Here is a 25,315-nt window from a genome sequence, read left to right on the forward strand (position 1 = left end):
GACGAATAGCTTTCAAAGACAAGCGACCTTCGGCGCCTGCGTTCCGCCGCTGAAAAAAGCGTCGCGGAAAGTCGAAATTACTCCTTCGGCGGCTCGGCCGGAACAGGCGCCGTGCCAAGTCCGCTGACATTGCGCGCCCTGACGCGCGGCTTGAAAGCGCGGCCCGGTTCCGGCGTGCGCCGCAGCACCGGATGGACGATCGGCTCCTTGGCCTTGAATGCGTGGGCTTTCAGCATCGCAAAATAGTTCGGATAGGCATAACCGTTGTTCATCCGCAGCCATTCCTCGCGGCGCTCGCGAAAGAGCTTCGGCAACCTGTACCAGGCAATGGTCGGGCTCTTGTGATGAACGAAATGCAGATTGTTGTTCAGGAACAGGAAAGAGAGCGGCGAACGCTCGACGATCACCGTTCGCCCCTCCGGATGCTCCGACCACTGGTGCTCGGCATAGGTGCGGATCGAGATCAGCGACTGGCCAAGCCACACCGGCACCAGGACATAGAGCCACAGCGGAATGCCGAAACCGAACGTGACGATCGGCGCCACAACCGCGAGACCGATGGCATGCAGCAGCCAGGCCTTGCGGATCGCGTTGTCGCCGGCAAGGATCTGCTTGGCATCGTCGATGAAGAAACCGACCGAGGACAACCACGGACCGAGGACGAGGCGGCCGATCATGGTGTTGTTGATCTTGAGCAGAAGCTTCATTGTCGGCGGCAGATCCTCATGCATCCAAAGCGCCTGGTAATAGCTCTCCGGATCGTCGAGCGGGTCGGTCAGGCGCTCGTCCGCATGATGGCGAAGGTGGATAGTCTTGAAGCGGCGGAACGGCCAGACCATGCCGATGGGCAGGAAGACGAAGGCTTCGTTGATCCTGGCGTTACGGGTCGGGTGACCGTGCAGCACTTCGTGCATGATCGAGGATTGCAGAGCCAGGATAAAGGGCAGGACGGCAAGCGCCAAAAGCGGATGGGATCGCCACAGAAGGAAACCGGTGGCGAGCCATGCGCCGTAGCAGAAGAGTGTGAGGAAGACTGTCGGCCATTCGACCGCCCGTGCGCTGCTACGTCTCTTGTTCGTGCCGGTATTCATGCTTGCCATGCTGTCGACCACTGCCCCCCAGTCGCCGGAACCAACTCGATTCCTGACAACATTGTGTCAGGAGCCTGCCGTTACATCAACGCGACAATGCGCACAAACTGTTGCGAATGCGCATTTCTGGCTGCATATGTTATACATTGTAAACAAACATGGGGATTCATTTCCGCCTGAGCCATGTTCAGAACGGCTCCGGCGCAAATTTTTCCTCTCCGCCGCGGGAGCAGCGTGATGGACAAGCGCGATCTGTCGACGACCTTTCGGGAGCGCCTGAAATTGCTCTTGACACGGTCCGACCTGAACCAGTCGGCCTTCGCGACGGCGGTCGGCATCGACCGTTCGGCGCTGTCGCAACTGCTCTCCGGCGCCTCGACCCGCCTGCCCCGCGCCGAGACCCTCCTCAACATCGCCGCCGAGTTCAAGGTGTCGCTCGACTGGCTGCTGGGCCTGAGCCAGGACGAAGGCGTCACCGGCGAAATTAGAGAAAGCCTCGAGATCGAGGAGGCGCCCGACGGCTTCGACCGCACGCTTTTGGCCAAATGGCATGCCGAGGCGGCCGGCACGAAGATCCGCTACGTGCCCGCCGGCATTCCCGACCTTCTGCGCACCGAGGCACTGGTGGAATATGAGGCCGGCATTGCCAACAAGAGCCGTGAGGCGCAGGCCGGCGAAACGCAATATCGCATCGACTACAACCGTCGGCCGGAGACCGACATGGAAGTCTGCATGCCGCGCCACACGCTGGAGATCTTCGCGCGCGGCCTCGGCGTCTGGGACCGTTTCCCGGAGGCCGAACGGCGCAAGCAACTGCTGCACATGGCAACGCTGCTCGATGACCTTTATCCGACCTTTCGCCTGTTCCTCTATGACGGCCGCATGCGCTATTCGATCCCCTATACGATCTTCGGCCCCTATCGCGCCGCGATCTATGTCGGCGACATGTATATCGTGCTGAGCGCCACCCAGCCGATCCGCACGCTCACCAGCCATTTCGACAACCTAATCCGGGCCGCTGACATCAACGCGCACGAGGCCGCGAGTTTTGCGCAGAAGCTGGCCGCAATGTCCTTCCCGTCAGGCTCTGTCTAATCGGCTCCATCGGCGCCATCTTGGCGATCGGCCATTAGAGCATGATCCCGAAAAGTGGGAACCGATTTTCGGAGAAGATCATGCCCTAACAAAGAGTTAGACTATGATGGCGATTCAACGAAACGCCATCACGGTCTAGGCCGGCCGTCGCTTATCGTTCCGGGAAATCCATGCAAGCACCGCGTCACATCGTTGTTCCTCCTCAGTCGGGCCGTTCCATGCGCGTCAGGCGCGGCGATCTGATCCGCATCGTCGATCCCAAGGGTCAGCAGGTCTCGGACCTCTGGGCCTTCTCGACCGAAGGCAGGCTCGACTGGCTGAGCACCTCGCAGACCCGCGACATTACCGAGCGGCTGTTTCCGAAACCCGGCGACCACTTCTACAGCGCCGCGGGCAAGATCATGCTGACACTGATCGAGGACGCCTCGCCCGGACCGCACGACATGCTCTACCCGGCCTGCGACAGCGCGCTCTACGAACGGGCCGGCCTGCCCAACCACCCGAACTGCCGCGACAATCTGATGAAGGCGCTCGGCGCGGAAGGCATCGAACTGCCATTCGCGCCCGACCCGGTCGATCTCTTCCAGAACTCCATGCCGCAGCCTGACGGGACTTTGGTCGTCGAGGCCTCCATCAATCCGCCGGGCGGCTACGTGACGCTGCGCGCCGAACAGGACCTCCTGCTTGTCGTCACCGCCTGCTCGGTCGATCACCACCCGACCAATGGCGATGCCTGCACCGAGATCGAGGTCGAGATCACTCCGGCTCCGTAAGGTCTCGCGGCCGCAAATTCGTTGACTGGACATAAAGACTTCTTTATATCGTTATTTGAATTCGAACACGAAAGTCAAAGTCATGACCGCGATCAACCCGATTGACGCCCTGCTTGCCGAAAAGGGCGTGCTCCTGGCCGACGGCGCCACCGGCACCAATCTGTTCGCGATGGGTCTCGAGGCCGGCGAGGCGCCCGAGCTGCTCAATGAGACTTCGCCCGAGACGATCGCCAGCCTGCATCGGAATTTCGTCGATGCCGGCGCCGACATCATCCTGACCAATTCCTTCGGCGGCACCCGCCACCGGCTCAAGCTGCATCATGCGCAGGATCGCGTCCACGAGCTGAACAGGCGCGCCGCCGAGATTGCCCGCTCCGTCGCCGACAAGGCTGGCCGCAAGGTCATCGTCGCCGGCTCCGTCGGCCCGACCGGCGAGCTGCTGGTGCCGCTCGGCGCCCTGACCTATGACGACGCCGTCGAGGCCTTTGCCGAGCAGATCGAGGGTCTCAAGGCCGGCGGCGCCGAAGTCGCCTGGATCGAGACCATGTCGGCGCCCGACGAGATCCGCGCCGCTGCGCAAGCCGCCATCCGCGTCGGCCTGCCCTATACCTATACCGGCTCCTTCGACACGGCCGGCCGCACCATGATGGGCCTGCTGCCGAAGGACATCCACGCCGTCGCCGACGGCCTGTCGCAGGCCCCGCTGGGTGTCGGCGCCAATTGCGGCGTCGGCGCTTCCGACATCCTCGCCTCGCTGCTCGACATGACCGAGGCGAAGCCGGAAGCGACCGTGATCGTCAAGGGCAATTGCGGCATTCCGGAATTCCGCGGCGCGGAGATCCATTATTCCGGCACGCCGGAGCTGATGTCCGACTATGTGCGGCTGGCGGTCGATGCCGGCGCAAAAATTGTCGGCGGCTGCTGCGGCACCTCGTTCGCCCACCTTGCCGCCATGCGCAAGGCGCTGGACGCGCACACCAAGTCGACCCGCCCGACCGTCGCGACGATCGTCGAGCGCATCGGCCCGATGCGCAACAAGGTGGCGACGGCAAACACCGCCGAGACCAGCGAAGCCCGGCGCGAGCGCCGGCGCAGCCGCGCCTGATACGGTTTCTACTTGCTGTTTTCGGCGTAGCGCGACAGCGCGGTATTGAGATCGGTGCCGGCACTGCCTTGGTTGTCGGTGCCCATCGTCATCAGGGCGCCCGATGCGCCGGGGTCGCTGATCTGCTCGAGCATCGAACGGAAACGGTCGTTGTTGAGGGCCGAAAGCGCTGTGTTGCGCGCCGCGTCGACATCGTTCCTGATGCGCGCGGATTCCGCTGAAGCAGCGGACGGTCCGCGCACCGTGGCATTGGCCGCAGTCGAGTTCGCGTTCCCGATTGTCGTGATATGCACTGCTGATCCCTCAAACCCCTATCAGCACCGACTAACAGAAGCTCCGTTGCGGCGAAGTTCCGGAAAAGCAGCACAATTTAACGATCGCAAAAAAAGGCCGGCAGGATCTGTCCCGCCGGCCTTTCCTTCAATCCGCAATGGCCTACTTGTTGCCGTCCAGCGACGAGGCCAGCCGCACCAGCGACAGGAACTCCGCCCTGTAGCCGAACGGATCGGCGCCGCGCGCGGCATTGGCGATCTCCGCGATGCGGTCATAGCTGAAATTCGCGGTCTGATCCTCGTCGCGCAGCTTCTGCCCGAAAGCCGCGACGGCAACCGAAAAGCGCTGGTCGGCGCCGGCCGCATCGAAGGACGAGACCTCGTTGGCGGCGGTCACCGGCGTGGTGATGAGCTTCGAGACGTTCTCGTCCGGCAGCTTGTAGCGGATCTTGACGAAGGCATATTCGCCCGCATTGGCGACGCCGCCATTGTCGACCTTGGCCTGGCCGTAGCGCAGCGGATCGACCTGCTCGCCGCCGCTGCCTTTCGGCGTGATCTCATAGACCGCCGTCACGGAATGGCCCGAGCCGATATCGCCGGCATCGACGCGGTCATTGTTGAAATCCTCGCGCTTCAAAGCCCGGGTCTCGTAGCCGACCAGACGGTATTCCGAGACCTTGGCGGGATTGAACTCGACCTGGATCTTGACGTCCTTGGCGATGGTGAACAGCGTCGAGGAGGCATCCTCGACCAGCACCTTCTCAGCTTCGGCCAGCGTGTCGATATAGGCCGCCGTGCCGTTGCCGTTCTGGGCGATGGTCTGCATCATCTGGTCGTTGAGATTGCCGCGTCCGAAGCCGAACACCGACAGGAACACGCCGGTCTTGCGCTCCTTCTCGATCAGTTGCTTGAGGTCGTCGTCATCGGTCTGACCGACATTGAAATCGCCGTCGGTGGCCAGCATCACCCGGTTGACGCCGTCCTTGACGAAGGATTGCTGCGCAAGCCTATAGGCCTCGCGGATGCCTTCCTCGCCGGCCGTCGAGCCGCCGGGCGCCAGATTGTCGATTGCCGCAAGGATCTTCTGCTTTTCCGCCGCCTTGGTCGGCATCAGCACAGTGCCGGCATTGCCGGCATAGGTGACGATCGAAACGGTGTCGTCGGGCTTCAGCTTGCTCACCAGCAAGCGGAAGGCGGACTTGAGCAGCGGCAGCTTATCCGGCTCGTCCATCGAGCCCGAGACATCGATCAGGAAGACCAGATTGGCCTTCGGCTGCTCGCCCGGCTTCACGTCGAAACCCTTGATCGCGACATGCATGAGCTTGGTGTGCTCGTTCCACGGCGTCGGCATGACGGTGACGGTCGAGTTGAACGGCGTTGAAGCCGAATCCGGACCCTTCCAGTCATAGGGGAAGTAGTTGATCATCTCCTCGACGCGGACCGTGTCCGGGTCGGGCAGAGCGCCTTCCTTCAGCGAGCGCCGCACGAAGGAATAGGAGGCCGTGTCGACATCGATCGAGAAGGTCGAGACCGGATCCTGCGCGGTCTCATGCACCGGATTGGTCTTGAAGGTCTCGACGCGGTCGCGGTTTTCCTCCTGCGGCTGCATCAGGTCGGAGGGCATCGGCGCGGGCTGCACCATCAGCTTGGAATCGGCCATCGCGGGGGGAGACTGCGGCACGGTAGTCGCGGCGCCCGCCGGCGCCTTGTCGGCCCGCTCAGCCTCATCGACGCTAGGCGGTGTCATGGATACACTGCTGGACGACCCGTCTTTGCCGCCGGCCGCGAGCTGGCCACTCTCCGCCGGCGCAGGCTGCAGGGCGCGCTTGGCCTCCGGCGCCGCCTCCTGCTTGAGCAGGCTGTCGACCTCGGCCGCCGGCTTGGGCGGCATTGCCGGCACCATTTGTGAATTGGCCCGGATCTCGGCGTCCGCGTCGGTCTTCTTCTCCTTGGCGGGCGCCGCTGCCAGCGGCTCGTTGATCGCGGGCTGTTCCGGCTTCTGCGCCACCGGCCTGTCTGCCACCGGCTTGTCGGCCAGGGTCTCGGTGACCGTACCGTTGTCGCCGATGACGGGCGGCTGTTCCTTCAGCATCTCGAAAGCGGCATAGCCGGCGATAGGCAGCGCGACCAGCGCGGTGATGGCCGGCGTGGCAATGAGTTTCCGTTGCATGATGTCTCTCCAGAGCTTTCTTGCTCGCTCCGTGAGACGAAGGCCTGCGGGCGTTCCTTGGGGGACCGCGGAAGTTTTTTCGTCGAGGTCGAAGGCCTGCATCGCGGCAGCGAACGCGCGCGCCTTCGCCTCGCCGTCCGGCGCCGGTGCCGCGATGTCGCGCAGCCTTTCGAGTTCGTTGTCGTCGACCATGGTCACACTTCCCCGGCTGAGCGCATCAGCAGCTTCAGCCGTTTCTTCGCTTCATGGATGTGCCAGGAAACCGTCGCCTCCGAGATCGCCATCACCTCCGCCGCGGCGGCGTGGTTGAGACCTTCGCCATAGACCAGCAGAACCGCGTCGCGCTGCTTGTCTGGCAACATCCGCACCGCCGCCCACAGCGCCTCGGCCGGATCGTCGGCCTCGGCCGGTGCTTCGCCGGCAATCGACGCATAGGCGCCGTAGGCATCGGTCTTGGCGGTGTCGCGGGCGCGCTTGCGCATCATGTCGCGCGCAGCGTTCAGCGTCATGGCATAGAGCCATGTCGTGAAGGCGCCGCTGCCCTGATAGTCGCGGATCGCGCGGCCAAGCCGCACGCAGACGTCCTGGGCGATGTCCTCGGCATCGGCTTTCCTGCCGCACCAGCGATAGGCGGCGCGATAGACGAAGCCATAGTGCCTTTCGAGCAATCTGCCGAAAGCCCCCCTGTCTCCGCCCCTCGCCCGCCCGATCAGTTCGGCATCGGAGGCTTCGCCGTCGTCCAGCATCATCGCCATCATTTGCCTGTTGGACGAAGGCTAATGACCAATCCTTGGGGCGATGGAAAGATTTTTTTGAGAAGGCAATTAGGCGCGATGGACGAGGTGCACTTATGAGGGCTTCGGCTGGCGAAGGCCGGAAGCACAGGAAGCCACCATTTGTAGGCCGGCCTCACCCGAATATCGGCACACCTTATCCCAGCGTCTCTTTGAAGAACGTCCCCAGCCGCTTCCAATGCCTCTCGGCGCCGGCCTCGTCGTAGACGCTGTGGTCCTTGATGCACCAGCCATGGCCGACGCCGACATAGTTCTCGATCACATGGTCGACCTCTGCCACCCTGAACGCCTCGGCCAGCCGCGCCGACTGCTCCGGCGGGAAGCTGCGGTCGACACCGGCAACGCCGACATAGACGCGCGCCTTGATCGAGGCCGCCTTGCGGTGCGGGCTGTCGGCCGCATCGCTGGCTAGATTGCCGCCGTGGAAGCTCGCCGCCGCGGCGATGCGGTCGGGGTGGGTCGCGGCCGCATTGAGCGCCCGCGCGCCGCCCATGCAATAGCCGACGACGCCGACCGGCCCATCGATCCCTTCGGCGGCGAGCGCATCGAGGAAGGCGGCATTGTCGCGGATGGTCATTTCCTGCGTCGTGCCGGTAACCAGCGCCATCAATTTGGTTTTGGTTTCCTCCACCGTGAAGGCGGTCTTGGCGTCGAACGGCCCATAGGGCGCGTTGCGGTAAAAAAGATCGGGCACCAGCACGGCATAGCCGTGACCGGCGAGCCGCTCGGCCATCTCGTCAAGCGCCAGGCGCGGCCCGAAGGCGTCCATATAGAGGATGACGCCGGCGCCGGCCTTGGCGGACGGTCGAAAAAGGCCAGCCTTTGCCTTGCCGTCCCTGGTTTCGATCTCGATCTGTTTTCCTGCCATGATGCTCTCCGTTGCCTGCCGCGCGATAGATATCGGCACGCGCCGTTCGGGCAAGCCATTCCCGGATCAGGCCGTTCAAGATTTCGTGCGGCCGGCCTGCCTCCTAGAGCCGCGCGAAGGCCGTCATATGAAAGGCCTGCACCTCCGGCGGATAGCGATAGCTTGTGCCATAGGGGCAGGCGTTGCGGTCGAGGCAGCCGCCCGCCCGGCAGGGCTCGCCGCGGGAGCCGCGAACATGGTCGAGACAGGCTTCATGGGCAAAGCCCTGCCCGGAATAGGCGTCAACCGGACAGGATTTCAGGCAAGGTTTTTCGACACATATGTCGCAAAGGTGAATCGGCTCATGAGCTTCGGGAAGAGAAATCTCGTCCTCGAACAGCAACGCGCCGCGATAGGCATGCCAAAGCCCGTAGGTCGGATGCATGAGGATGCCGAGCGGCGACGGTTTCAGCCCTTCGGCCCGCATCGCCCATTGCTGGAACGGCAGATAGGGCCGGTCGGAGGGCGACACCGCGCGGGCGCCGCAGCCTTGCGCGACCGCGCCGATCACCTCGCGCGACCAGGTGTCGAGTGGATTGGCGACGCCCCTCGTCCGCTGCCTCAGCCAGCGCTGGAAATGCGGCCATGGCGCCGCGCCCGCCTGCCCGACCAAAAGCATCGATTTGGCCGGAGCGCCAGAAGGTCCGGCCGGTGCAACCGCATCGTCGCCAAAGCTGAAACCGCCGCGAAGGATCAGGCCACTGGCCGCGAGCACGGCCGCAATCTCCTCGACCGTGCCGCGGGAAAAAGTCATCCCTTCCGGTCCGGGTCGGAGAATGCGCTCCGCCAGACTTCCTTGTGAATGATGTCGGCCACTTTAGCCCGGCCTGACTCGGGCTCCTTTCACGTGAAGGCGTCGGCCATCGAGCCCTTCTTCTTGGCGATGAAATCCTTCAGCGCCTCGTCGATGGCCGGATCGAGATGCGGCGCCTCATAGCTTTCCAGCCAGCGGCGCGCGAGCTCGTTGGCGCGCTGCGGCGCGGTCTTCTGGCCCTCGGCCAGCCACTGCTCGTAGGAATTGTTGTCGGCGATGTTGGAGCGGTAGAAGGCCGTCTGGAAATTCGCCTGCGTGTGGTCGCAGCCGAGATAATGGCTGCCCGGACCGACCTGGCGGATGGCGTCCATCGCCTGGCCGTTTTCCGACAGGTCGACGCCCTCGGCAAACTTCTGCTGCATGCCGAGCTGGTCGATATCCATCATGAATTTTTCATAGCAGGAGGCGAGACCGCCCTCGAGCCAGCCGGCCGAATGCAGCACGAAATTGGTGCCGGCAAGGATCGTCGAGTTGAGCGTGTTGGCGCTCTCATAAGCGGCCTGCGCGTCCGGGACCTTCGAAGCGCAAAGCGAGCCGCCGGTGCGGAACGGCAGCCCGAGCCGGCGCGCGAGCTGCGCGGCGCCATAGGACACCAGAGACGGCTCCGGCGTGCCGAAGGTCGGCGCGCCGGACTGCATCGAGATCGACGAGGCGAAGGTGCCGAACAGCACCGGCGCGCCGGGCCTGATCAGCTGGGTGAACGAAGCGCCGGCGAGCACCTCGGCCAGCACCTGCGTCAGTGTGCCGGCAACCGTCACCGGGCTCATCGCGCCGGCCAGGATGAAGGGCGTGACGATGCAGGCCTGGTTGTGGCGCGAATAGACTTTCAGCGCGCCCAGCATGGTCTCGTCGAACACCATCGGCGAGTTGGCGTTGATCAGGCTGGTCAGCACCGTGTTGTTCTCGACGAAGTCGTCGCCGAACACGAGCTTGGCCATCGCCACTGTGTCCTCGGCCCGTTCCGGCGCCGTCACCGAGCCCATGAACGGCTTGTCCGAATACCGGATGTGCGAGTAGATCATGTCGAGGTGGCGCTTGTTGACCGGCACGTCCACCGGCTCGCACACCGTGCCGCCCGAATGATGGATCGACGGCGCCATATAGGCGAGCTTCACGAAATTCTGGAAATCCTCGATCGTCGCGTAGCGGCGGTTGCCGTCGAGGTCGCGCACGAAGGGCGGGCCGTAGACCGGTGCGAATACGGTCGCGTTGCCGCCAATCTGCACCGAGCGCTCCGGGTTGCGCGCATGCTGGGTGTAGATCGAAGGCGCGGTCTTCAACAGCGAGCGGCAGAGACCTTTCGGGAAATGCACGCGCTCGCCCTTGACGTCGGCGCCAGCTTCTTTCCACAGCGCCAGCGCCTCGGCGTCGTCGCGAAAGATGATGCCGATTTCTTCCAGCACCGTGTCGGTGTTCTTCTCGATCAGCGCCAGGCCCTCCTCGTTGAGGACCTCGTAGACGTTGATCTTGCGCTTGATGTAGGTGAGCTGTGTGCCCGGACCGCCGCCCGAACGGGCAGCCCGGCGTGCCGCCGCGCCGCCGCTGGCACCGCGCCCGCGCCGTGCGTTTGACGCTTCCTGGTCGACTGCCGCGTTCTCGCTCATGATCGTGCTTCCTATAAAACCTGGCCTGGATTGGCTCGCGGCCTGCAACCGCCGCTTCTCGCCGGATCGTAGTCATGCACCCTATTGGAAACGGCCAGCCAGCGCCAACGCCTGTCGCAAAATCGACAAGAAAAGCGTCAATTTTTCAGTCGCTTTCCTTTTGCGGGAAGTCGCAAATCAGCTATGGATGCCCTGCCCTCGCGGGTTAGGTATTGGCGCATCGATTTTTAGGCTGCCGCAGTCATTCCGAGCAGCAAGGAGCCCGAGAGAAATGTCCGACGACGAGATCATCCTTTCCGAGCTTTCCGACGACGAGCTCGTGCAGCAGATGCACGACGATCTTTATGATGGGCTGAAGGAAGAGATCGAGGAAGGCACGCGAATCCTGCTCGAGCGCAGTTGGGCGCCCTACAAGGTGCTGACCGAGGCGCTGGTCGAAGGCATGCGCATCGTCGGCGAGGATTTCCGCGACGGCATCCTGTTCGTGCCGGAAGTGCTGCTCTCGGCCAACGCTATGAAGGCCGGCATGTTCATCCTGCGTCCGCTGCTCGCCGCCACCGGCGCGCCGAAGCAGGGCAAGATGGTGATCGGCACCGTCAAGGGCGACATCCACGACATCGGCAAGAACCTCGTCGGCATGATGATGGAAGGCGCCGGCTTCGATGTCATCGATCTCGGCATCAACAACGCCGTCGAGAAATATCTCGACGCGATCGAGCAGCACCAGCCCGACATCATCGGCATGTCGGCGCTGCTCACCACCACCATGCCCTACATGAAGGTCGTGATCGACACGATGAAGGAAAAGGGCATCCGCGACGATTATGTCGTGCTGGTCGGCGGCGCGCCGCTCAACGAGGAATTCGGCAAGGCCGTCGGCGCCGATGCCTATTGCCGCGACGCCGCGGTGGCGGTCGAGACCGCCAAGGATTACATGAAGCGCAAGCACAACGTTCGCGCCTCCGCCTGACCCAAGGCATCAGGATGGATCGAAAAAAGCCGCGCCTTGCAGCGCGGCTTTTTTATTCCCAGATGAGAGAGGCTGCCGATCAGTTGACGGTGTCTTTGACCGCCCTTGCCGTCGATTTGACGTCCTTGCCGACGCCCCGGATGGTGTTGGCGCAGGCCGTGAGGGCAAGCGCGCAGGCCAGGATGGCGATCGGCGCGATGCGTAGCAGTTTCATGGACGGTGTCTCCCTCGACAGATATTAAGCCCCGCAGCGAAAGCCGGCCCGACTTGGTCAAGACGCAAAAAACGAAATCGAATCAAACGGACAGGCTGCTCGTCATCGCCTGCGGGATGATTGCGCGCGAAGTTTTGGCCGTCAAGCAACAGCTAAAGCTCGACCATCTCGATCTGACCTGCCTGCCGGCCGAGTTCCATTTCTATCCGGACCGCATCGCGCCGGCGATGGACAAGGCGATCGAGAAAGCCAAGGCGGAAGGCTACAGCCGCATTTTCGTCGGCTATGCCGATTGCGGCACCGGCGGCCTGCTCGACCGCATCATCGAGAAGCATGGCGTCGAGCGCATGGCCGGGCCGCATTGCTTTGCCTTCTACCAGGGCATGGACGCCTACGCGAAGGTCGCCGACGACGACATGATGTCGTTTTATATGACCGACTTCCTCTGCCGCCAGTTCGAGGCCTTCTTCATCAAGCCGCTCGGCCTCGACCGGCATCCCGAGCTGATCAAGGATTATTTCGGCAACTACGAGAAGCTGATCTATCTCGCCCAGACCGACGATCCCGAGCTCGACAAGGTCGCTGAGAAAGCCGCCGCCATGCTTGGCCTCGCCTATGAGCGCCGCCCGACCGGCTATGGCGACCTGACCGGCGAGCTGGCCCGGGTGGCACAGGGCGCCTGAAGGTCGGTCTTCACGCCTCCGCTTCCAGCGCCCTCAACACATCGGCAAAACTCGTTCTGCACACAAAACCCAGTCGCTCCCTCGCCCGCGACGGATCGTAGACGCGGTCGATCGAGGAGAACATCGTCCAGCCCTTCCTCGCATAGAGCCTGGGATAATCCGGGAAACAGCGCGCGACGACGGACGGCGCGTCGGCGATCAGCTCGACGCAATCCTCCGATTTGAACGGCGTCGGCGCCGAGATGATGAAGACGTCGAAGCCAAGGCTCGGCGCTTTCTCCAGGGCCGCCACATGGGCCTCGGCCGCATCCTCCACCGTCAGCCGCCGGAACAGCAATTCGTTGGCCTTGGTGTTGGCATCGGACTGTTCGATGGCATGCGCCATGTCGTCCGCCTCGGGAAAGAAGCGCGCCGTGCGCAGCACCACCACCGGCAGCCCATGCTCGATGTGATAGAGGCGACAGAGATGCTCGGCGGAAAGCTTCGTCACGCCGTAGATGTTGCGCGGCTCCGGCGACATCTCTTCGGTCAGCCAGGCCGCCTTGCGCGCGCCACCCTGGAAGCCGGCGCGGATCGCCTGCGAGATCATGAGCGACGTCGTCGAGGTGAAGACGAAACGTTGCACGCCGCAGGCCACGGCAGCATCGAGCAGATTGAGCGTGCCTTCTATATTCGTGGCGATAAAGGCCGTGTTCTCATGATGCTCGATATTCGGCTTGTGCAGCGCCCCACTGTGAATGATCGCCTCGATGCGATTCTCGCGGACGGTCCTCAGGACAAAGTCGCGATCCGCGATCGAGCCGACGACCTGAGTGCGCGCCGAGGGAACCGGATCAAGTCCGACGACGTGATGGCCGAGCGCTTCAAGCCTCGGCTTAAGCGCGCCGCCCAGCCAGCCGGACGATCCCGTGAGCAGAATCCGCATCGATCAAACCGCCATTTTTTCGAGCACACGCTGTTAAGCACGGATGACAGGCGATGGCGAACCAGTAAGTTGTGCGCCAGTGATAGAAAAAACTGTTCCAGCCATTGATTTGAGGAGACACATTTATGACGCCCCACCTGCTTTTTGCCGCCCTCGGCCTTATCGCTCTCACTTTGCCCGCCCACGCCGACGGCGAAGTGCAGAAGCTGATCACCGCAGCCGACAAGGCGCGATTGGACAAATATGGCGAGACGCGCAAGGCAGCCCTCGAGGAGGCCAAGGCCGGCGATCCGTCCGAGGTCAAGCAGTTGGATGACCTGCTCGCCAAACCGCTTGTCGACTTCTCCGACAAGGACCTCACCGGAAACTGGAAGTGCCGCACCATCAAGGCGGGCGGCATCAGCCCGCTCGTCATCTATGGCTGGTTCAAATGCAAGGTGACCGACGGCGGTTCCGGCTGGCGGCTTGCCAAGATCAGCGGCTCGCAGCGCACCGCCGGCCGCTTCTTCGACGACGGCGAGAAGCGCGCCATCTATCTCGGCTCGTTCTCGGTCAATGATGACAGGGCCAAGCCCTATGGCAGCGGCCCCGAAAGCGACCAGGTCGGCTATGCCTTCCGCAACAGCGCCACCGAATGGCGGATCGAATTCCCCGCGCCCTATTACGAATCGAAGCTCGACATCATGGAATTGAAGCGCTGAGGCGGTCCTTCGACGCCGGCTGAAACGCCTCCGGCACACCAAGGATTAACCCGGTCCGCATAGTATGCGCCAGTCTTCAGAGCGGGTACTTGCCGTGGCAGCGTCGGAATCGAGCACGGGACCGATCGTGGTCGTCACCGAAGGTGGCCCGCATATCTGGGCCATCGTCAATGCGCTTGCCGATCGCGTCGGCCCCGTCAGCGTCATCCTCGAATCCCCTGAATCCAAAAAGCGCCTGCTCATGCGCCGCGCGCGGCGCCAGGGCCGGATCTCGGCCATCGGCCAGCTCGGCACCATGGTGCTGACGAGGCTCGGCAAGCGCTTCCTGGCCCGTCATGCCGAGCGACTGATTGCCGAGGAGAAACTCGACACCGAACCGCGGCAAGGCCAGGCGATCATCCATGTCCCTTCAGCCAACGGGCCGGAATGCCTCGAGGCGGTCGCCGGGATCAATCCGAGCGTGGTGCTGCTTGCCGGCTGCAGGCTGCTGTCGAAGGAAACGCTGACAAAAATGCCTTGCCCGGTGCTCAACTACCATGCCGGCATCGCGCCAAAATATCGCGGCATGAATGGCGGCTACTGGCCGCTGGCCTGTGGCGATCAAGGGAATTTCGGCACCACCGTTCACCTGGTCGATGCCGGCGTCGACACCGGTGGCGTGCTCAAGCAGGCGCGCGGCAAGCCCAAGACCGGCGACACCATCGCCAGCTACGCGCTGCGCCAGGCAGCGTTTTCGCGCGATATCTGCGTCGAGGCGGTCGGCAATGCGCTATCCGGCAGACTGGAAACGATCGACCCTGGCCTGCCGTCGAAGCAGTGGTACCACCCGACGATCTGGTTCTATCTCTGGACGGGCCTGACCAAGCGCGTCTGGTAGCATTGTCAGCTTCGCGATTTGTATGCTATTGTCATACAGAAAGCGAGATTTATGATGTCGAACATGGCTCCTCTTAGCGTTCGCGTCACTCTGGACGAACGCGAAATACTCGAAGCCGCCGCAAGTCAGGCTAACACCAATCTTAGCGACTTCATCCGCCGTAAGGCTGTTGAAGCTGCCGAAATGGAGGTGTTGGATGGGCGTATCGTGACTATCCCCGCAGCCGACTGGGACCGGTTCGAGGCTTGGGCGAAATCGGCACCGAAAAAGCTGCCTGGTTTGCAAAGGCTCGCGGCGTCACGGCCCGTATGGCAGGACTGACCTCGCCTCGACCGCTTGCGGTTGATGACGACAGAGACGCTTTCGACTGCGGTCGCGAGTCGCTCAACAATTGGCTTCGTCGCCATGCCTGGCGCAACCAGCAGGATGGGGCATCGCGCACCAGCATCATCTGCGATTTGGCGAGCGGCGCGATTGCTGCCTATGTTGCGCTGAGCGCCGGCCAGATCGAGCGGGCCTATCTGCCGAAGTCGGCACAGCGTAATCGCCCCGATCCCATTCCGATTGTGTTGCTTGGCCAACTAGCCGTGGATATCCGCTTTCAAGGTCTCGGCTGCGGACGCTCGCTGCTCCTCTTCGCATTTAGGACCGCGGTTCGGTTTTCCACTGAGATCGGCTGTTTTGGTGTCCTTACCCACCCACTCGATGAGTCCGTGAGAAACTTCTACCGCGGCTTCAATTTCGTAGACCTGCCATTCGATCCGAAACGAAGCATGATCGTGCGTATCGCCGACTTAAGGGAAAGCGGCTTCGGCTACGAATAAGGCAAGTTTCGAGAGCAAGCGGAGCAGCGCACCCCCGAGGATGCTTGACCAAAGAACTTCTCCCTTTCGTTTGCGCCATCGCCAGCGTCGCTTTTGAAGGCGCGCGCGTCGTCCCATAACAAGCAGCCCAACAGCGCATGCGGCAATGCTCCAAGACTTCGAGGAGTGAGAATTCATGGCCGATCTGATCGTCGTCTACTGGCGCGACATCCCCGCCCAGGTCATCGTCAAGAAGGGCCGGCAGAATGCCAAGCGCGAGCTGCCGCTGCGCTTCACCGAGGCGATCGACATGTGCGCCATGCGCACCGGCGCCGGCGGCACCGACGATTATCTCGCCGAATGGCGCAAGGCCGACCCCGTCCCGGTTGGCGACGATCTTGAAGCCGAGGTCGAGAAGGCCTTCCACGAGTTCGATGCAAAGTATGACCGCGAGCGGCTGGTGGCCCTCGTCAAGGCGGGCGGAAAAGAAAATGTCTGAAAAAGAGCCGGCGGTTACCCAGGCCACCTTGGTCAAGAAGGCAGCGCCGAAATCCGACTACAAGCCTGCCGACGTGTCGCCGCAGCGCCGCGTCCAGCGCACTTTCGCCGTGCGCCTGTGGTCGATCCGGCATTCGCGATTGCTCGAATGGTTCTACGGCCGGTTCGCCGACGCTTTCCTGTTGTTGCACCCTTTGTGGAAGGGCATCGGCTACGGCCGCGTCGAAGCCCCGGTGAAATTCGTCGAGAAGCGCGTCAAGGGTTTTATGTTCGACTGCCGCATGTGCGGCCAGTGCGTGCTCTCCTCCACCGGCATGTCGTGCCCGATGAACTGCCCCAAGCAGCTGCGCAACGGCCCGTGCGGCGGCGTGCGCGCCAACGGCAATTGCGAGGTCGAGCCGGACATGCCTTGCGTCTGGGTCAAGGCCTGGGAAGGCTCGCGCAACATGGTGCATGGCGACAATATCCTCACCGTGCAGAAGCCGGTCGACCAGTCGCTGCGCGAAACCTCGGCTTGGCTCCGCGTGACCGCGCAGGCCGCCGCCGCGCGCGAAACGGCCCAGAAACCCGGAGCTTCGGCATGACCGTCCGCCAGCTCGACGAGAACCCGGCCGGCATCCACTTGCCGCTTGAGCCCTTGCCCGGCCACACGTCGCGCGGCCGGCTGGAGCGCGTGCTGCGCCGCGGTGAGTTTGCTGTGACAACCGAGCTCAACCCGCCCGACAGCGCCGATCCGGAAGATGTCTACAACCGCGCCAAGATTTTTGATGGCTGGGTCGATGCCATCAATGCCGTCGATGCCTCGGGCGCCAACTGCCACATGTCGTCGGTCGGCATCTGCGCGCTGCTCACCCGCATGGGCTATGCGCCGATCATGCAGATCGCCTGCCGCGACAAGAACCGCATCGCCATCCAGGGCGACGTGCTTGGCGGCGCCGCGATGGGCGTCGCCAATATGCTGTGCCTCACCGGCGATGGCGTGCAGGCCGGCGACCAGCCGGGCGCGAAGCCGGTGTTCGATCTCGATTCCATGTCGCTGCTCGAAACCATCCGCATCATGCGCGACAACGGCAAGTTCCTGTCCGGCCGCAAGCTGACGACGCCGCCGCAGGTTTTCCTGGGTGCCGCCGTCAACCCCTTCGCGCCGCCCTACGACTTCCGCCCGATCCATCTCGGCAAGAAGATCGCCGCCGGCGCGCAGTTCGCGCAGACGCAGTATTGCTTCGACGTGCCGATGTTCAGAACCTTCATGCAGAAGGCGCGCGACCTCGGTCACACCGAAAAGCTCTTCCTGCTCTGCGGCGTCGGCCCGCTCGCTTCCGCCAAGACGGCGAAGTGGATCCGCTCCAACGTGCCGGGCATCCATATCCCCGACGCGGTGATCAAGCGGCTGGAAGGCGCGCAGGACCAGAAGAAGGAAGGCAAGCAGCTCTGCATCGACATCATCAACGAGGTGAAGGAAATCCCGGGCGTCGCCGGCATCCATGTGATGGCCTATCGCCAGGAAGAATATGTCGCCGAGATCGTCGATGAATCCGGCGTGCTGAAAGACCGCCAGCCCTGGAAACGGGAGCGCCGGCGCGACGACCAACTGGTCGCCGACCGGCTCGATCACCTGCTGCACGACGAGATTACCGAAACCCAGGTGGATATGGTGAAGACCGCGCATTGACAGCATGGCGGTCGCCATCCGCTTGAACAAGATCAGATAACGATATAAAGAACTCTTTATATCCCGACGGAGAGATTTCAATGACCCGCACCATCGTCGCCTCGGCGACCCGAGAAATCGTCATCGGCTTCGATCAGCCCTTCTGCGTGATCGGTGAGCGCATCAACCCGACCGGCCGCAAGAAGCTCGCCGCCGAAATGGTGGCCGGCAACTTCGAGACCGTCATCAAGGATGCGCTGGAGCAGGCCGCCTGCGGTGCCACCATGCTCGACGTCAATGCCGGTGTCACCGCTGTCGATCCCAATGCGACCGAGCCGGCGCTTCTGGTGCAGACGCTGGAGATCGTGCAAGGCCTGGTCGACCTGCCGCTGTCGATCGATAGCTCGGTGACCGCCGCGATCGAGGCCGCGCTGAAGGTCGCCAAGGGCCGCCCGCTGGTCAACTCCGTCACCGGCGAGGAAGAAAAGCTCGAGGCCATCCTGCCGCTGATCAAGAAATACAACGTCCCGGTCGTCGCCATCTCCAACGACGAGACCGGCATCTCGATGGATCCGGATGTCCGCTTCGCCGTCGCCAAGAAGATCGTCCAGCGCTGCGCCGATTTCGGCATCCCCGCGCATGACGTCGTCGTCGACCCGCTGGTGATGCCGATCGGCGCGCTGGGCGATGCGGGACGCCAGGTGTTCGCGCTGCTGCGCCGGCTGCGCGAGGAGCTCAAGGTCAACACCACCTGCGGCCTTTCCAACATTTCCTTCGGCCTGCCGCACCGCCACGGTATCAACGCCGCCTTCATCCCGATGGTGATCGGCGCCGGCATGACCTCGGCAATCATGAACCCGGTCCGTCCGCAGGAAATGGAAGCCGTGCGCGGCGCCAACGTGCTGAACGGCACCGACGAGAACTGCACCAACTGGATCCGCACCTACAAGGATTATAAGCCGGCCGAAGGCGGTCAAGCGGTTGCGGCTCCGACGGCCGTCAATGCGCCGGGCGAAGGCAACGGCAATGGCGGCCGTCGCCGCGGCGGCCGTGAAGCCCGCATGGCCAGAGGATAAGCGCGCAATCGTGAGCCGCACCGCAAACAAGGCTGGTCCGATCGCATCGTGGATGCGTTCGGACAGCTCTGCTTTGCGTTCAGGCCATGCCCAATATGGCGTCGAACAGCGCCATTCCCGCCCACGATCCGAAGATGCCTGTCACGCCGCCGACGATGAAATCATCGTCATAGGCGGGCCAGAACGCGTGCAGCAGCAGCGCGCCGACGATCGCGCCGAGGATCCCGGTGGCGAGGTATTGCGGATTGCGCAGCCACGAGCCCTTGATCACGCGCACCATGGTGAACGCGGTGAAGACGGCGGAGAGCAGAAGATCCGACATGGTTGGCCCCTGGACCAGCAGACTCTCCACCCAACAGTAAAACGATCCGTTAAACGGCATCGGCAATTGCCATCGAGACACGTGCCAGCATGAACCCTCCCGCCAACATCACCGATCCGCTCGTGCTGTTCATGCCGTCGGGCAAGCGCGGCCGGTTCCCCGTTGGAACGCCCGTGCTCGATGCGGCGCGCCAGCTCGGCGTCTATGTCGAGAGCGTGTGCGGCGGCCGCGCCACTTGCGGGCGCTGCCAGATCGAGGTGCAGGAAGGCAATTTCGCCAAGCACAAGATCGTCTCGTCCAACGATCACATCTCTCCCAAGGGCGCCAAGGAAGAGCGCTACGAGCGCGTGCGCGGCCTGCCCGAACGGCGTCGCCTCTCCTGCTCGGCGCAGATCCTCGGCGACCTCGTCATCGACGTGCCGCAGGACACGGTCATCAACGCCCAGACCATCCGCAAGGACGCCGACACCAGGGTGATCGCCCGCGATACGGCGATCCGCATGTGCTATGTCGAGATCGAAGAGCCCGATATGCACAAGCCGCTCGGCGACCTCGACCGGCTCAAGATCGCCCTGATGAAGGACTGGGGTCTCAAGAACCTCGAATTCGACTTCTATCTCCTGCCGCAGGTGCAAGGCATCCTGCGCAAGGGCAACTGGACCGCGACGGCCGCCATCCACAAGGATGCCGAGAGCGATATCGCGCGTGTCATCGCGTTGTGGCCCGGCCTCAAGAACGAGGCATACGGCCTCGCCTGCGACATCGGCTCGACCACCATAGCCATGCATCTGGTGTCGCTGCTGTCGGGCCGCGTCGCCGCATCTTCCGGCACGTCCAATCCGCAGATCCGCTTCGGCGAGGATCTGATGAGCCGCGTCTCCTATGTGATGATGAATCCGGACGGCCGCGAAGGCATGACGGTCGCCGTGCGCGAGGCGGTTTCCGGCCTCGTCGACAAGGTCTGCGCCGAAGGCAACGTCCAGCGCAACGACATCCTGGATTCCGTCTTCGTCGGCAATCCGATCATGCATCACTTGTTCCTCGGCATCGATCCGACCGAGTTGGGCGGCGCGCCTTTCGCGCTTGCCGTCTCCGGCGCGGTGCGCATCAAGGCATCCGACATCGGCCTGAAGCTGAACCAGGGCGCCCGCCTCTATATGCTGCCTTGCATTGCCGGCCATGTCGGCGCCGACGCCGCCGCCGTCACCCTGTCGGAAGGCCCGCATCGCCAGGACGAGATGATGCTGATCGTCGATGTCGGCACCAATGCCGAGATCGTGCTCGGCAACTCGACTCGTGTGGTCGCGGCCTCCTCCCCGACCGGCCCGGCCTTCGAAGGCGCGGAAATCTCCGGCGGCCAGCGCGCGGCGCCCGGCGCCATCGAGCGCGTGCGCATCGACCCCGAAACACTGGAACCGAAATATCGAGTCATCGGCTCGGAGCTGTGGTCCGATCAGCCGGGCTTCACCGACAGCGTGCAGGCGACCGGCGTCACCGGCATCTGCGGCTCCGGCATCATCGAGATCGTGGCGGAAATGTACCTTGCCGGCATCATCTCCGAAGATGGCGTTGTCGACGGATCACTGGCCGCGCGCTCGCCGCGCATCGTTCCCAACGGCCGCACCTTCTCCTATGTGCTGAAGGAAGGCGAACCCAGGATCACCATCACCCAGAACGACGTGCGCGCCATCCAGCTTGCCAAGGCAGCACTCTATGCGGGCACCAAGCTGTTGATGGAAAAGCAGCACACGGACCATGTCGACCGCATCCATTTCGCCGGCGCGTTCGGTTCGTTCATCGATCCGAAATACGCCATGGTGCTCGGCCTCATCCCCGACTGCGACCTGGACAAGGTCTCGGCCGTCGGCAACGCCGCCGGCGCCGGCGCGCGCATGGCGCTGCTCAATCGCGGCTACCGGCGCGAGATCGAGGAGACGGTGAGCCGGATCGAGAAGATCGAGACGGCGCTGGAACCGAAATTCCAGGAGCACTTCGTCTACGCCATGGCGCTGCCGAACAAGGTCGACCCGTTCCCGAAGCTGGCGGCCGCGGTGAAGCTGCCGCCGCGCAAGGCGATGAGCGAGGACGGCACCGCCGGCGATGCCACCCCGCGCCGGCGTTCGCGCGAGGAACGCGCGGCACGACGCGGCCGCGACTAATTCTGCGACATCATTCCGCGGCCCCTGCGGCCGCGGCGCTTCTGACCTTCACGACCTTCGGGCGTTGCGGGTGCAGCAGCCCGATCAATGGCTTTTCGACGATCAGATAAAGCACCGCCGAGAGCGCCAGCGTGATGGCCAGGATCGTTGCCGGCTGCAAGACCGCCGGGAGGCCGGCCCTCAAGACGACACCCGTCGCCAGGACGCCGGCCACGACATGCCATAGGTAGATCGAATAGGACGCATCGCCGAGAAATGTGGGCAAGGCAGCCGGCTTGAAAGGCCGCGCCCGCTCGGCAAAAACCGCGCCAGCCACGATCAGCGTGGCCGGAAGCCCCCAGCGCAAGGCGCGAGCCACGCCGGCATCGAACAGCGGACTGGCCGCAAGCAGCAGAAATCCTAAGACAGCCATCGCCAGCCCTGCCCAGAGCGGCAGCCTGACGCCCTGGAGCCACAAGTGCCCCACGACGACGCCGGCCGCGAACTCGAGCACGACAGGATCGGTGAAGGCATGCGCGTATCCCGCTGGCAAGACGAAATGCAGCGCGACGATGGCCACAAGGGCGCCCACGAGAACGCCGAACCGCCAGCGCTCCCCGAGGAACAGGACCAGGGTGAAAACGAGATAGAACATCATCTCATAGCACAGCGTCCAACCCTGTATGACGATGGGATGCAGCGCGTTCTCCTGCAGAACCGGCAGGAAGAACAGCGAGCCCAGGAAATTCGGGACGCTGAAGAAATGGCCGTAGAAGAACTGCGGCTTGATCAGGATGCCCGCCGCGGTCAGCAGCGTGACGATCCAGTAGAGAGGCACGATGCGGGTGATCCGGCGACTCATGAAACGCCAGGGATCGGCCGGCCTGCCGGCCGTCGTCACCCACATGATGAAGCCGCTGATGACGAAGAAGACGTCGACGCCCGCTGCTCCGACGTGGAACGGGCCGCCGAACTGCTCGCTGACATGAAAGCAGACCACCGCGCAGGCGGCGAGGCCGCGCAGATATTGAATACTATGGATGCTGGTCACGATACCCTGATCCGTATCGCATTATGTTGCGATGCACACGCCCCACGCCGCATTGCACAATAACAATGCAGCCGCTCGCTGCTGTCAACCGCCGATGGCAGCAATTCGGATCGGCAACGGCGCGCCGCCCTGCCCAATTCGTTTGTACGCAAATGTTTCCAGATTCGCGCTATCCGGAAACCGAAACGCTGTTTTCGCGAAATCGATCCGATACATGCGTGAGCGATTTAACCGGCATCGAACGGCGGCTGCGGACAATCCTCGGCCGCCGCTGCTCTTCAAGGGAGATGAAAATGTCGATGTACGACAACCTCAGCCGTTTCGGTGTGACCATCAGGCAGGCTCACGCTAGGAACAAGGCGATCCGCGCGCTGAACAGCCTGCCGGCGCATGTCCAGAAGGATATCGGCTGGCCGGCTTCGCCGCCGAGCGACCCGCAGGCAGCCCTTCATGCGCTGCTTCTGGGCACGCCGCGCTGATGACTTTCGCCGACAGATGCAGGCTGCTCGGCAAGCGCCGTGGCCGCGACGCGACCTCGGCGAACGTCGACAACAAATTGCGCGCGGCACTGCTGTCGAAGCGGCGCTAGAGCAATTCCAGGAAACGTGCGCAGCGGTTAGGCTTGGCAATTCGCCGTAGCCTTCCGCCCGGGATTGCGCAAACCAAGAACTGGCACCATCGGATCACGCCGATGTGCCAGCGTGATTCCTTGACATTTCAAACTGAGGTACAATCTTCGCAGAGCGGGGGAATTCTCTTAGTCGGCTCTGCCGAAGTGCGTGTATCCGCATGCCCAGTTTGAAAAGCCATCTCGTTTCGTTCGTTCTCAGGCACAGCCGTAAGAAGGCGTTTTCCAGTCCCGAGAACCTGCAGCGCTGGATCGCCTACGCCCGCAAGACCGAGGACTATCATCCGCCGGCCTTGCTCAGGGCACGGCTGGACATCACCGAGACCGAGATCGACGGCTTTCCCGTCTATGAGATCGCGCCGAAGGCGGGCGAAAGCCGGCGCATCCTCTACATGCATGGCGGCGCCTATGTCTTTCAGATCACGTCCTACCATTGGGGACTGATCGCCGAAATGGCCGAGCGTCTCGGCTTCGGCATCACCGTGCCGGTGTACCCTATCGCGCCGGAGCACGATTTCCATGACATGTTCGGCATGGTTGGCGACGTCTACCGGCGCATGCTCGAAGAGACCGAGGCGCAAGACATCGTCTTCATGGGCGATTCCGCCGGCGGCAACATGGCCGTCGTGCTGACCATGATGGCGGCAGAGGAGGGCCTGCCGGCACCGTCGCGCCATGTGCTGATCTCGCCCGGTCTCGACGTTTCGCTTGCAAATCCCGAAGTCTTCGAGGCCGAGCGGCAGGATCCGTGGCTGGGTATTGCGGGTGGGCTGGAAGCGGTGCGGCTCTACAGCGCCGGTTTCGACCGCAACGACTGGCACATCAGCCCGCTCTACGGCGACCTGTCGGTGTTGCCGAAGACGCTGCTGTTGACCGGTTCACACGACATGCTGACACCAGATAATCTCATCTTCACCGAACGCGCGCGGGCCGCCGGCGTCGAGGTCGACCTAGTCTACGAGGAAGGCATGTTCCACGTCTGGCCGCTGATCGAAATGCCCGAGGCGCGCCGCGCGCGCGACAGCATCGTCGATTTCCTCAGCGTTCCGGCGCCAGCCCGAGCCCGCGCTCAACGCAGGACGAAAGCAGCTTTCGCAGTCCGCTCCGCGCCCGCGGCCGAATAGCTCAGAACTTGCCGGTCTCGCGAAACAGTTCGAACGTCGCGCGGATATGGTCGGCGACGGCCTTCACCGGCGCGCTCGCATCGGGCGCCACCACCATGGCGAGATTGTAGGTGCCAATCTCGGGCATGCCATCCTTGGCGCCCAGCGAGACCATGTCGTCGCCGAGGAAGGACTTCGGCAGCGGCGCCACTGCGAGGTCGGCCATGATTGCGGCGCGCTGGCCGGCCGTGTGCGCGCTCATATAGGCGATGCGGTAGTTGCGGCCCTCGCGTCCAAGCGCTTCGAGAGCGCCGGCCCGCCATGCGCAGCCTTCTTCCCACAGCGACACCGGCAGCGGCTCGCGCAGATGCGCGCAGCCGCCCTTGGCGCCCGCCCACACGATCGGTTCGGTCAAAAGCACCTCGGCGCCGATCGCGCTGGTCTTGTAGGAATTGGTGAGCAGGGTGATGTCGAGCGCGCGGTCGTCCATGCGGCGGCGCAAATTGATGCTCTGGTCGATGGTGACGTCGACCGCAATCGAGGGATGCGACTGGGCAAAGCGCTTCAGCACATGCGGCAGCACACGCTCGCCATAATCGTCCGGGGAACCGAGCCGCACCACGCCGACGATGTCGGGGATGATGAATTTCGACACCACCTCGCGGTTGATCGACAACAGCCGGCGCGCATAGCCGAGCAGCATCTCGCCATCCGTGGTCAGCGTCACCGAACGCGCGTCGCGCGCGAAGACCGAACGGCCGAGGATGTCCTCCAGCTTCTTGATCTGCATGGAGACGGCCGATGGCGTGCGGAATACCGCATTGGCGGCGGTGGTGAAGCTGCCGGTCTCGGCGATCGCCACGAAGGTGCGCAGCACATCGAGGTCAAGCAGCGGCAAGGGATGATTGAGCGGGGCGTTCATGGCAGCTTGCCTTCAATTTTTCTGATGCAATCCATCATTCCATTTCGTTTGATTGAACATCACTCCAGGCGCATAGTCAACGCGATCGATACAGGATGCTGCCAAAAGCAGCCATCAAACGACCCTGA

General features: G+C 63.3%; 28 protein-coding genes. 16 read left to right on the top strand and 12 right to left on the bottom strand.

Features of this window, described 5'->3' with window-relative positions; genetic code table 11:
• Nucleotides 1-77: 77 nt before the first annotated feature.
• Nucleotides 78-1,091, bottom strand: coding sequence for a fatty acid desaturase (locus FJ956_RS16665; protein WP_140678788.1), 1,014 nt, complete (start codon nt 1,089-1,091; stop codon nt 78-80).
• A 237-nt stretch (nt 1,092-1,328) separates the two neighbouring features.
• Between FJ956_RS16665 and FJ956_RS16670 the strand changes: the two genes are divergently transcribed.
• The 3 genes from FJ956_RS16670 to bmt all read left to right on the top strand — a co-directional run bounded on the left by FJ956_RS16670 (nt 1,329) and on the right by bmt (nt 4,064).
• Nucleotides 1,329-2,186 (top strand): helix-turn-helix transcriptional regulator, encoded by an 858-nt coding sequence (locus FJ956_RS16670; protein ID WP_140678786.1) that lies wholly within the window; start codon nt 1,329-1,331, stop codon nt 2,184-2,186.
• A 170-nt stretch (nt 2,187-2,356) separates the two neighbouring features.
• Nucleotides 2,357-2,959, top strand: a complete 603-nt coding sequence (locus tag FJ956_RS16675; protein WP_140678784.1) for an urea carboxylase-associated family protein — start codon at nt 2,357-2,359, stop codon at nt 2,957-2,959.
• Nucleotides 2,960-3,041: 82 nt separating this feature from the next.
• Nucleotides 3,042-4,064: a betaine--homocysteine S-methyltransferase gene (gene bmt, locus FJ956_RS16680; protein WP_140678782.1), complete on the top strand. Its 1,023-nt coding sequence runs from the start codon at nt 3,042-3,044 to the stop codon at nt 4,062-4,064.
• A gap of 8 nt (nt 4,065-4,072) precedes the next feature.
• Here bmt and FJ956_RS16685 read toward each other — a convergent pair whose 3' ends face one another.
• The 6 genes from FJ956_RS16685 to FJ956_RS16710 form a co-directional block, all read right to left on the bottom strand.
• Nucleotides 4,073-4,357: a hypothetical protein gene (locus FJ956_RS16685; RefSeq protein WP_181170238.1), complete on the bottom strand. Its 285-nt coding sequence runs from the start codon at nt 4,355-4,357 to the stop codon at nt 4,073-4,075.
• A gap of 142 nt (nt 4,358-4,499) precedes the next feature.
• The gene (locus FJ956_RS16690; RefSeq protein ID WP_140678780.1) at nt 4,500-6,698 is read right to left on the bottom strand and encodes a VWA domain-containing protein; all 2,199 of its coding nucleotides are present in this window, start codon (nt 6,696-6,698) and stop codon (nt 4,500-4,502) included.
• 2 nt (nt 6,699-6,700) lie between these two features.
• Nucleotides 6,701-7,261 (bottom strand): RNA polymerase sigma factor, encoded by a 561-nt coding sequence (locus tag FJ956_RS16695; RefSeq protein ID WP_140678822.1) that lies wholly within the window; start codon nt 7,259-7,261, stop codon nt 6,701-6,703.
• A gap of 175 nt (nt 7,262-7,436) precedes the next feature.
• On the bottom strand, nt 7,437-8,168 hold the full coding sequence (locus FJ956_RS16700; protein WP_140678778.1) for a dienelactone hydrolase family protein: 732 nt from the start codon (nt 8,166-8,168) through the stop codon (nt 7,437-7,439).
• A 103-nt stretch (nt 8,169-8,271) separates the two neighbouring features.
• Nucleotides 8,272-8,961: a 4Fe-4S dicluster domain-containing protein gene (locus tag FJ956_RS16705; protein ID WP_140678776.1), complete on the bottom strand. Its 690-nt coding sequence runs from the start codon at nt 8,959-8,961 to the stop codon at nt 8,272-8,274.
• An 89-nt stretch (nt 8,962-9,050) separates the two neighbouring features.
• Entirely contained in the window at nt 9,051-10,625 is a 1,575-nt protein-coding gene (locus FJ956_RS16710) for a trimethylamine methyltransferase family protein (RefSeq protein ID WP_140678774.1), read from the bottom strand.
• Between the two features lie 271 nt (nt 10,626-10,896).
• Here FJ956_RS16710 and FJ956_RS16715 point away from each other — a divergent pair, with 271 nt between their 5' ends.
• On the top strand, nt 10,897-11,595 hold the full coding sequence (locus FJ956_RS16715; protein WP_140678772.1) for a B12-binding domain-containing protein: 699 nt from the start codon (nt 10,897-10,899) through the stop codon (nt 11,593-11,595).
• A 79-nt stretch (nt 11,596-11,674) separates the two neighbouring features.
• Here the strand turns inward: FJ956_RS16715 and FJ956_RS16720 are convergent, their stop codons facing one another.
• Complete coding sequence (locus tag FJ956_RS16720) at nt 11,675-11,809, bottom strand: entericidin A/B family lipoprotein (protein WP_041003961.1); 135 nt, start codon at nt 11,807-11,809, stop codon at nt 11,675-11,677.
• A gap of 53 nt (nt 11,810-11,862) precedes the next feature.
• Between FJ956_RS16720 and FJ956_RS16725 the strand changes: the two genes are divergently transcribed.
• Nucleotides 11,863-12,492, top strand: a complete 630-nt coding sequence (locus FJ956_RS16725; protein WP_140678770.1) for a DUF1638 domain-containing protein — start codon at nt 11,863-11,865, stop codon at nt 12,490-12,492.
• A gap of 10 nt (nt 12,493-12,502) precedes the next feature.
• Here the strand turns inward: FJ956_RS16725 and FJ956_RS16730 are convergent, their stop codons facing one another.
• Nucleotides 12,503-13,417: an NAD(P)-dependent oxidoreductase gene (locus FJ956_RS16730; RefSeq protein ID WP_140678768.1), complete on the bottom strand. Its 915-nt coding sequence runs from the start codon at nt 13,415-13,417 to the stop codon at nt 12,503-12,505.
• Between the two features lie 125 nt (nt 13,418-13,542).
• Here FJ956_RS16730 and FJ956_RS16735 point away from each other — a divergent pair, with 125 nt between their 5' ends.
• The 8 genes from FJ956_RS16735 to FJ956_RS16770 all read left to right on the top strand — a co-directional run bounded on the left by FJ956_RS16735 (nt 13,543) and on the right by FJ956_RS16770 (nt 19,023).
• Nucleotides 13,543-14,118: a DUF4893 domain-containing protein gene (locus FJ956_RS16735; RefSeq protein ID WP_140678766.1), complete on the top strand. Its 576-nt coding sequence runs from the start codon at nt 13,543-13,545 to the stop codon at nt 14,116-14,118.
• A gap of 94 nt (nt 14,119-14,212) precedes the next feature.
• Entirely contained in the window at nt 14,213-14,995 is a 783-nt protein-coding gene (locus FJ956_RS16740) for a formyl transferase (RefSeq protein ID WP_140678764.1), read from the top strand.
• 63 nt (nt 14,996-15,058) lie between these two features.
• Nucleotides 15,059-15,316, top strand: coding sequence for a DUF6290 family protein (locus FJ956_RS16745; RefSeq protein WP_246672104.1), 258 nt, complete (start codon nt 15,059-15,061; stop codon nt 15,314-15,316).
• Nucleotides 15,241-15,819, top strand: coding sequence for a GNAT family N-acetyltransferase (locus FJ956_RS16750; protein ID WP_348641076.1), 579 nt, complete (start codon nt 15,241-15,243; stop codon nt 15,817-15,819). Before FJ956_RS16745 ends, FJ956_RS16750 begins: the two co-directional genes overlap by 76 nt.
• A 175-nt stretch (nt 15,820-15,994) precedes the next feature.
• Nucleotides 15,995-16,297, top strand: a complete 303-nt coding sequence (locus FJ956_RS16755; RefSeq protein ID WP_140678762.1) for a virulence factor — start codon at nt 15,995-15,997, stop codon at nt 16,295-16,297.
• Complete coding sequence (locus FJ956_RS16760) at nt 16,290-16,880, top strand: methylenetetrahydrofolate reductase C-terminal domain-containing protein (RefSeq protein ID WP_140678760.1); 591 nt, start codon at nt 16,290-16,292, stop codon at nt 16,878-16,880. The genes FJ956_RS16755 and FJ956_RS16760 overlap by 8 nt, the downstream gene beginning before the upstream one ends.
• Nucleotides 16,877-17,968: a methylenetetrahydrofolate reductase gene (locus tag FJ956_RS16765; protein WP_140678758.1), complete on the top strand. Its 1,092-nt coding sequence runs from the start codon at nt 16,877-16,879 to the stop codon at nt 17,966-17,968. The genes FJ956_RS16760 and FJ956_RS16765 overlap by 4 nt, the downstream gene beginning before the upstream one ends.
• 80 nt (nt 17,969-18,048) lie before the next feature.
• Nucleotides 18,049-19,023 (top strand): methyltetrahydrofolate cobalamin methyltransferase, encoded by a 975-nt coding sequence (locus FJ956_RS16770; RefSeq protein ID WP_140678756.1) that lies wholly within the window; start codon nt 18,049-18,051, stop codon nt 19,021-19,023.
• Between the two features lie 79 nt (nt 19,024-19,102).
• Here FJ956_RS16770 and FJ956_RS16775 read toward each other — a convergent pair whose 3' ends face one another.
• On the bottom strand, nt 19,103-19,345 hold the full coding sequence (locus FJ956_RS16775; protein WP_245273519.1) for a hypothetical protein: 243 nt from the start codon (nt 19,343-19,345) through the stop codon (nt 19,103-19,105).
• Between the two features lie 89 nt (nt 19,346-19,434).
• Here FJ956_RS16775 and FJ956_RS16780 point away from each other — a divergent pair, with 89 nt between their 5' ends.
• On the top strand, nt 19,435-21,504 hold the full coding sequence (locus tag FJ956_RS16780; protein WP_140678754.1) for an ASKHA domain-containing protein: 2,070 nt from the start codon (nt 19,435-19,437) through the stop codon (nt 21,502-21,504).
• Nucleotides 21,505-21,514: 10 nt separating this feature from the next.
• Here the strand turns inward: FJ956_RS16780 and FJ956_RS16785 are convergent, their stop codons facing one another.
• Nucleotides 21,515-22,534, bottom strand: coding sequence for an acyltransferase (locus FJ956_RS16785; protein WP_246672102.1), 1,020 nt, complete (start codon nt 22,532-22,534; stop codon nt 21,515-21,517).
• Nucleotides 22,535-22,827: 293 nt separating this feature from the next.
• On the opposite strand from FJ956_RS16785, the gene FJ956_RS30520 reads away from it, so the two are divergent.
• Nucleotides 22,828-23,013: a hypothetical protein gene (locus tag FJ956_RS30520; protein WP_095765549.1), complete on the top strand. Its 186-nt coding sequence runs from the start codon at nt 22,828-22,830 to the stop codon at nt 23,011-23,013.
• Nucleotides 23,014-23,323: 310 nt separating this feature from the next.
• Nucleotides 23,324-24,286, top strand: coding sequence for an alpha/beta hydrolase (locus FJ956_RS16795; RefSeq protein ID WP_140678752.1), 963 nt, complete (start codon nt 23,324-23,326; stop codon nt 24,284-24,286).
• A gap of 1 nt (nt 24,287) precedes the next feature.
• Here the strand turns inward: FJ956_RS16795 and FJ956_RS16800 are convergent, their stop codons facing one another.
• Nucleotides 24,288-25,187 (bottom strand): LysR substrate-binding domain-containing protein, encoded by a 900-nt coding sequence (locus FJ956_RS16800; RefSeq protein WP_140627085.1) that lies wholly within the window; start codon nt 25,185-25,187, stop codon nt 24,288-24,290.
• Nucleotides 25,188-25,315: the final 128 nt, after the last annotated feature.

Origin of the sequence: Mesorhizobium sp. B2-4-3 (assembly GCF_006442815.1) — a bacterium.
Lineage (GTDB): Bacteria > Pseudomonadota > Alphaproteobacteria > Rhizobiales > Rhizobiaceae > Mesorhizobium.

Coding starts and splice junctions, on each gene's coding strand:
- bmt (WP_140678782.1), top strand. CDS start 3,042: ATGACCGCGATCAACCCGATTGACGCCCTGCTTGCCGAAAAGGGCGTG.
- FJ956_RS16765 (WP_140678758.1), top strand. CDS start 16,877: ATGACCGTCCGCCAGCTCGACGAGAACCCGGCCGGCATCCACTTGCCG.
- FJ956_RS16745 (WP_246672104.1), top strand. CDS start 15,059: ATGGCTCCTCTTAGCGTTCGCGTCACTCTGGACGAACGCGAAATACTC.
- FJ956_RS16795 (WP_140678752.1), top strand. CDS start 23,324: ATGCCCAGTTTGAAAAGCCATCTCGTTTCGTTCGTTCTCAGGCACAGC.
- FJ956_RS16735 (WP_140678766.1), top strand. CDS start 13,543: ATGACGCCCCACCTGCTTTTTGCCGCCCTCGGCCTTATCGCTCTCACT.
- FJ956_RS16760 (WP_140678760.1), top strand. CDS start 16,290: ATGTCTGAAAAAGAGCCGGCGGTTACCCAGGCCACCTTGGTCAAGAAG.
- FJ956_RS16770 (WP_140678756.1), top strand. CDS start 18,049: ATGACCCGCACCATCGTCGCCTCGGCGACCCGAGAAATCGTCATCGGC.
- FJ956_RS16700 (WP_140678778.1), bottom strand. CDS start 8,168: ATGGCAGGAAAACAGATCGAGATCGAAACCAGGGACGGCAAGGCAAAG.
- FJ956_RS16715 (WP_140678772.1), top strand. CDS start 10,897: ATGTCCGACGACGAGATCATCCTTTCCGAGCTTTCCGACGACGAGCTC.
- FJ956_RS16690 (WP_140678780.1), bottom strand. CDS start 6,698: ATGGTCGACGACAACGAACTCGAAAGGCTGCGCGACATCGCGGCACCG.
- FJ956_RS16780 (WP_140678754.1), top strand. CDS start 19,435: ATGAACCCTCCCGCCAACATCACCGATCCGCTCGTGCTGTTCATGCCG.
- FJ956_RS16730 (WP_140678768.1), bottom strand. CDS start 13,417: ATGCGGATTCTGCTCACGGGATCGTCCGGCTGGCTGGGCGGCGCGCTT.
- FJ956_RS30520 (WP_095765549.1), top strand. CDS start 22,828: ATGTCGATGTACGACAACCTCAGCCGTTTCGGTGTGACCATCAGGCAG.
- FJ956_RS16705 (WP_140678776.1), bottom strand. CDS start 8,961: ATGACTTTTTCCCGCGGCACGGTCGAGGAGATTGCGGCCGTGCTCGCG.
- FJ956_RS16695 (WP_140678822.1), bottom strand. CDS start 7,261: ATGGCGATGATGCTGGACGACGGCGAAGCCTCCGATGCCGAACTGATC.
- FJ956_RS16800 (WP_140627085.1), bottom strand. CDS start 25,187: ATGAACGCCCCGCTCAATCATCCCTTGCCGCTGCTTGACCTCGATGTG.
- FJ956_RS16775 (WP_245273519.1), bottom strand. CDS start 19,345: ATGTCGGATCTTCTGCTCTCCGCCGTCTTCACCGCGTTCACCATGGTG.
- FJ956_RS16720 (WP_041003961.1), bottom strand. CDS start 11,809: ATGAAACTGCTACGCATCGCGCCGATCGCCATCCTGGCCTGCGCGCTT.
- FJ956_RS16675 (WP_140678784.1), top strand. CDS start 2,357: ATGCAAGCACCGCGTCACATCGTTGTTCCTCCTCAGTCGGGCCGTTCC.
- FJ956_RS16665 (WP_140678788.1), bottom strand. CDS start 1,091: ATGAATACCGGCACGAACAAGAGACGTAGCAGCGCACGGGCGGTCGAA.
- FJ956_RS16755 (WP_140678762.1), top strand. CDS start 15,995: ATGGCCGATCTGATCGTCGTCTACTGGCGCGACATCCCCGCCCAGGTC.
- FJ956_RS16670 (WP_140678786.1), top strand. CDS start 1,329: ATGGACAAGCGCGATCTGTCGACGACCTTTCGGGAGCGCCTGAAATTG.
- FJ956_RS16710 (WP_140678774.1), bottom strand. CDS start 10,625: ATGAGCGAGAACGCGGCAGTCGACCAGGAAGCGTCAAACGCACGGCGC.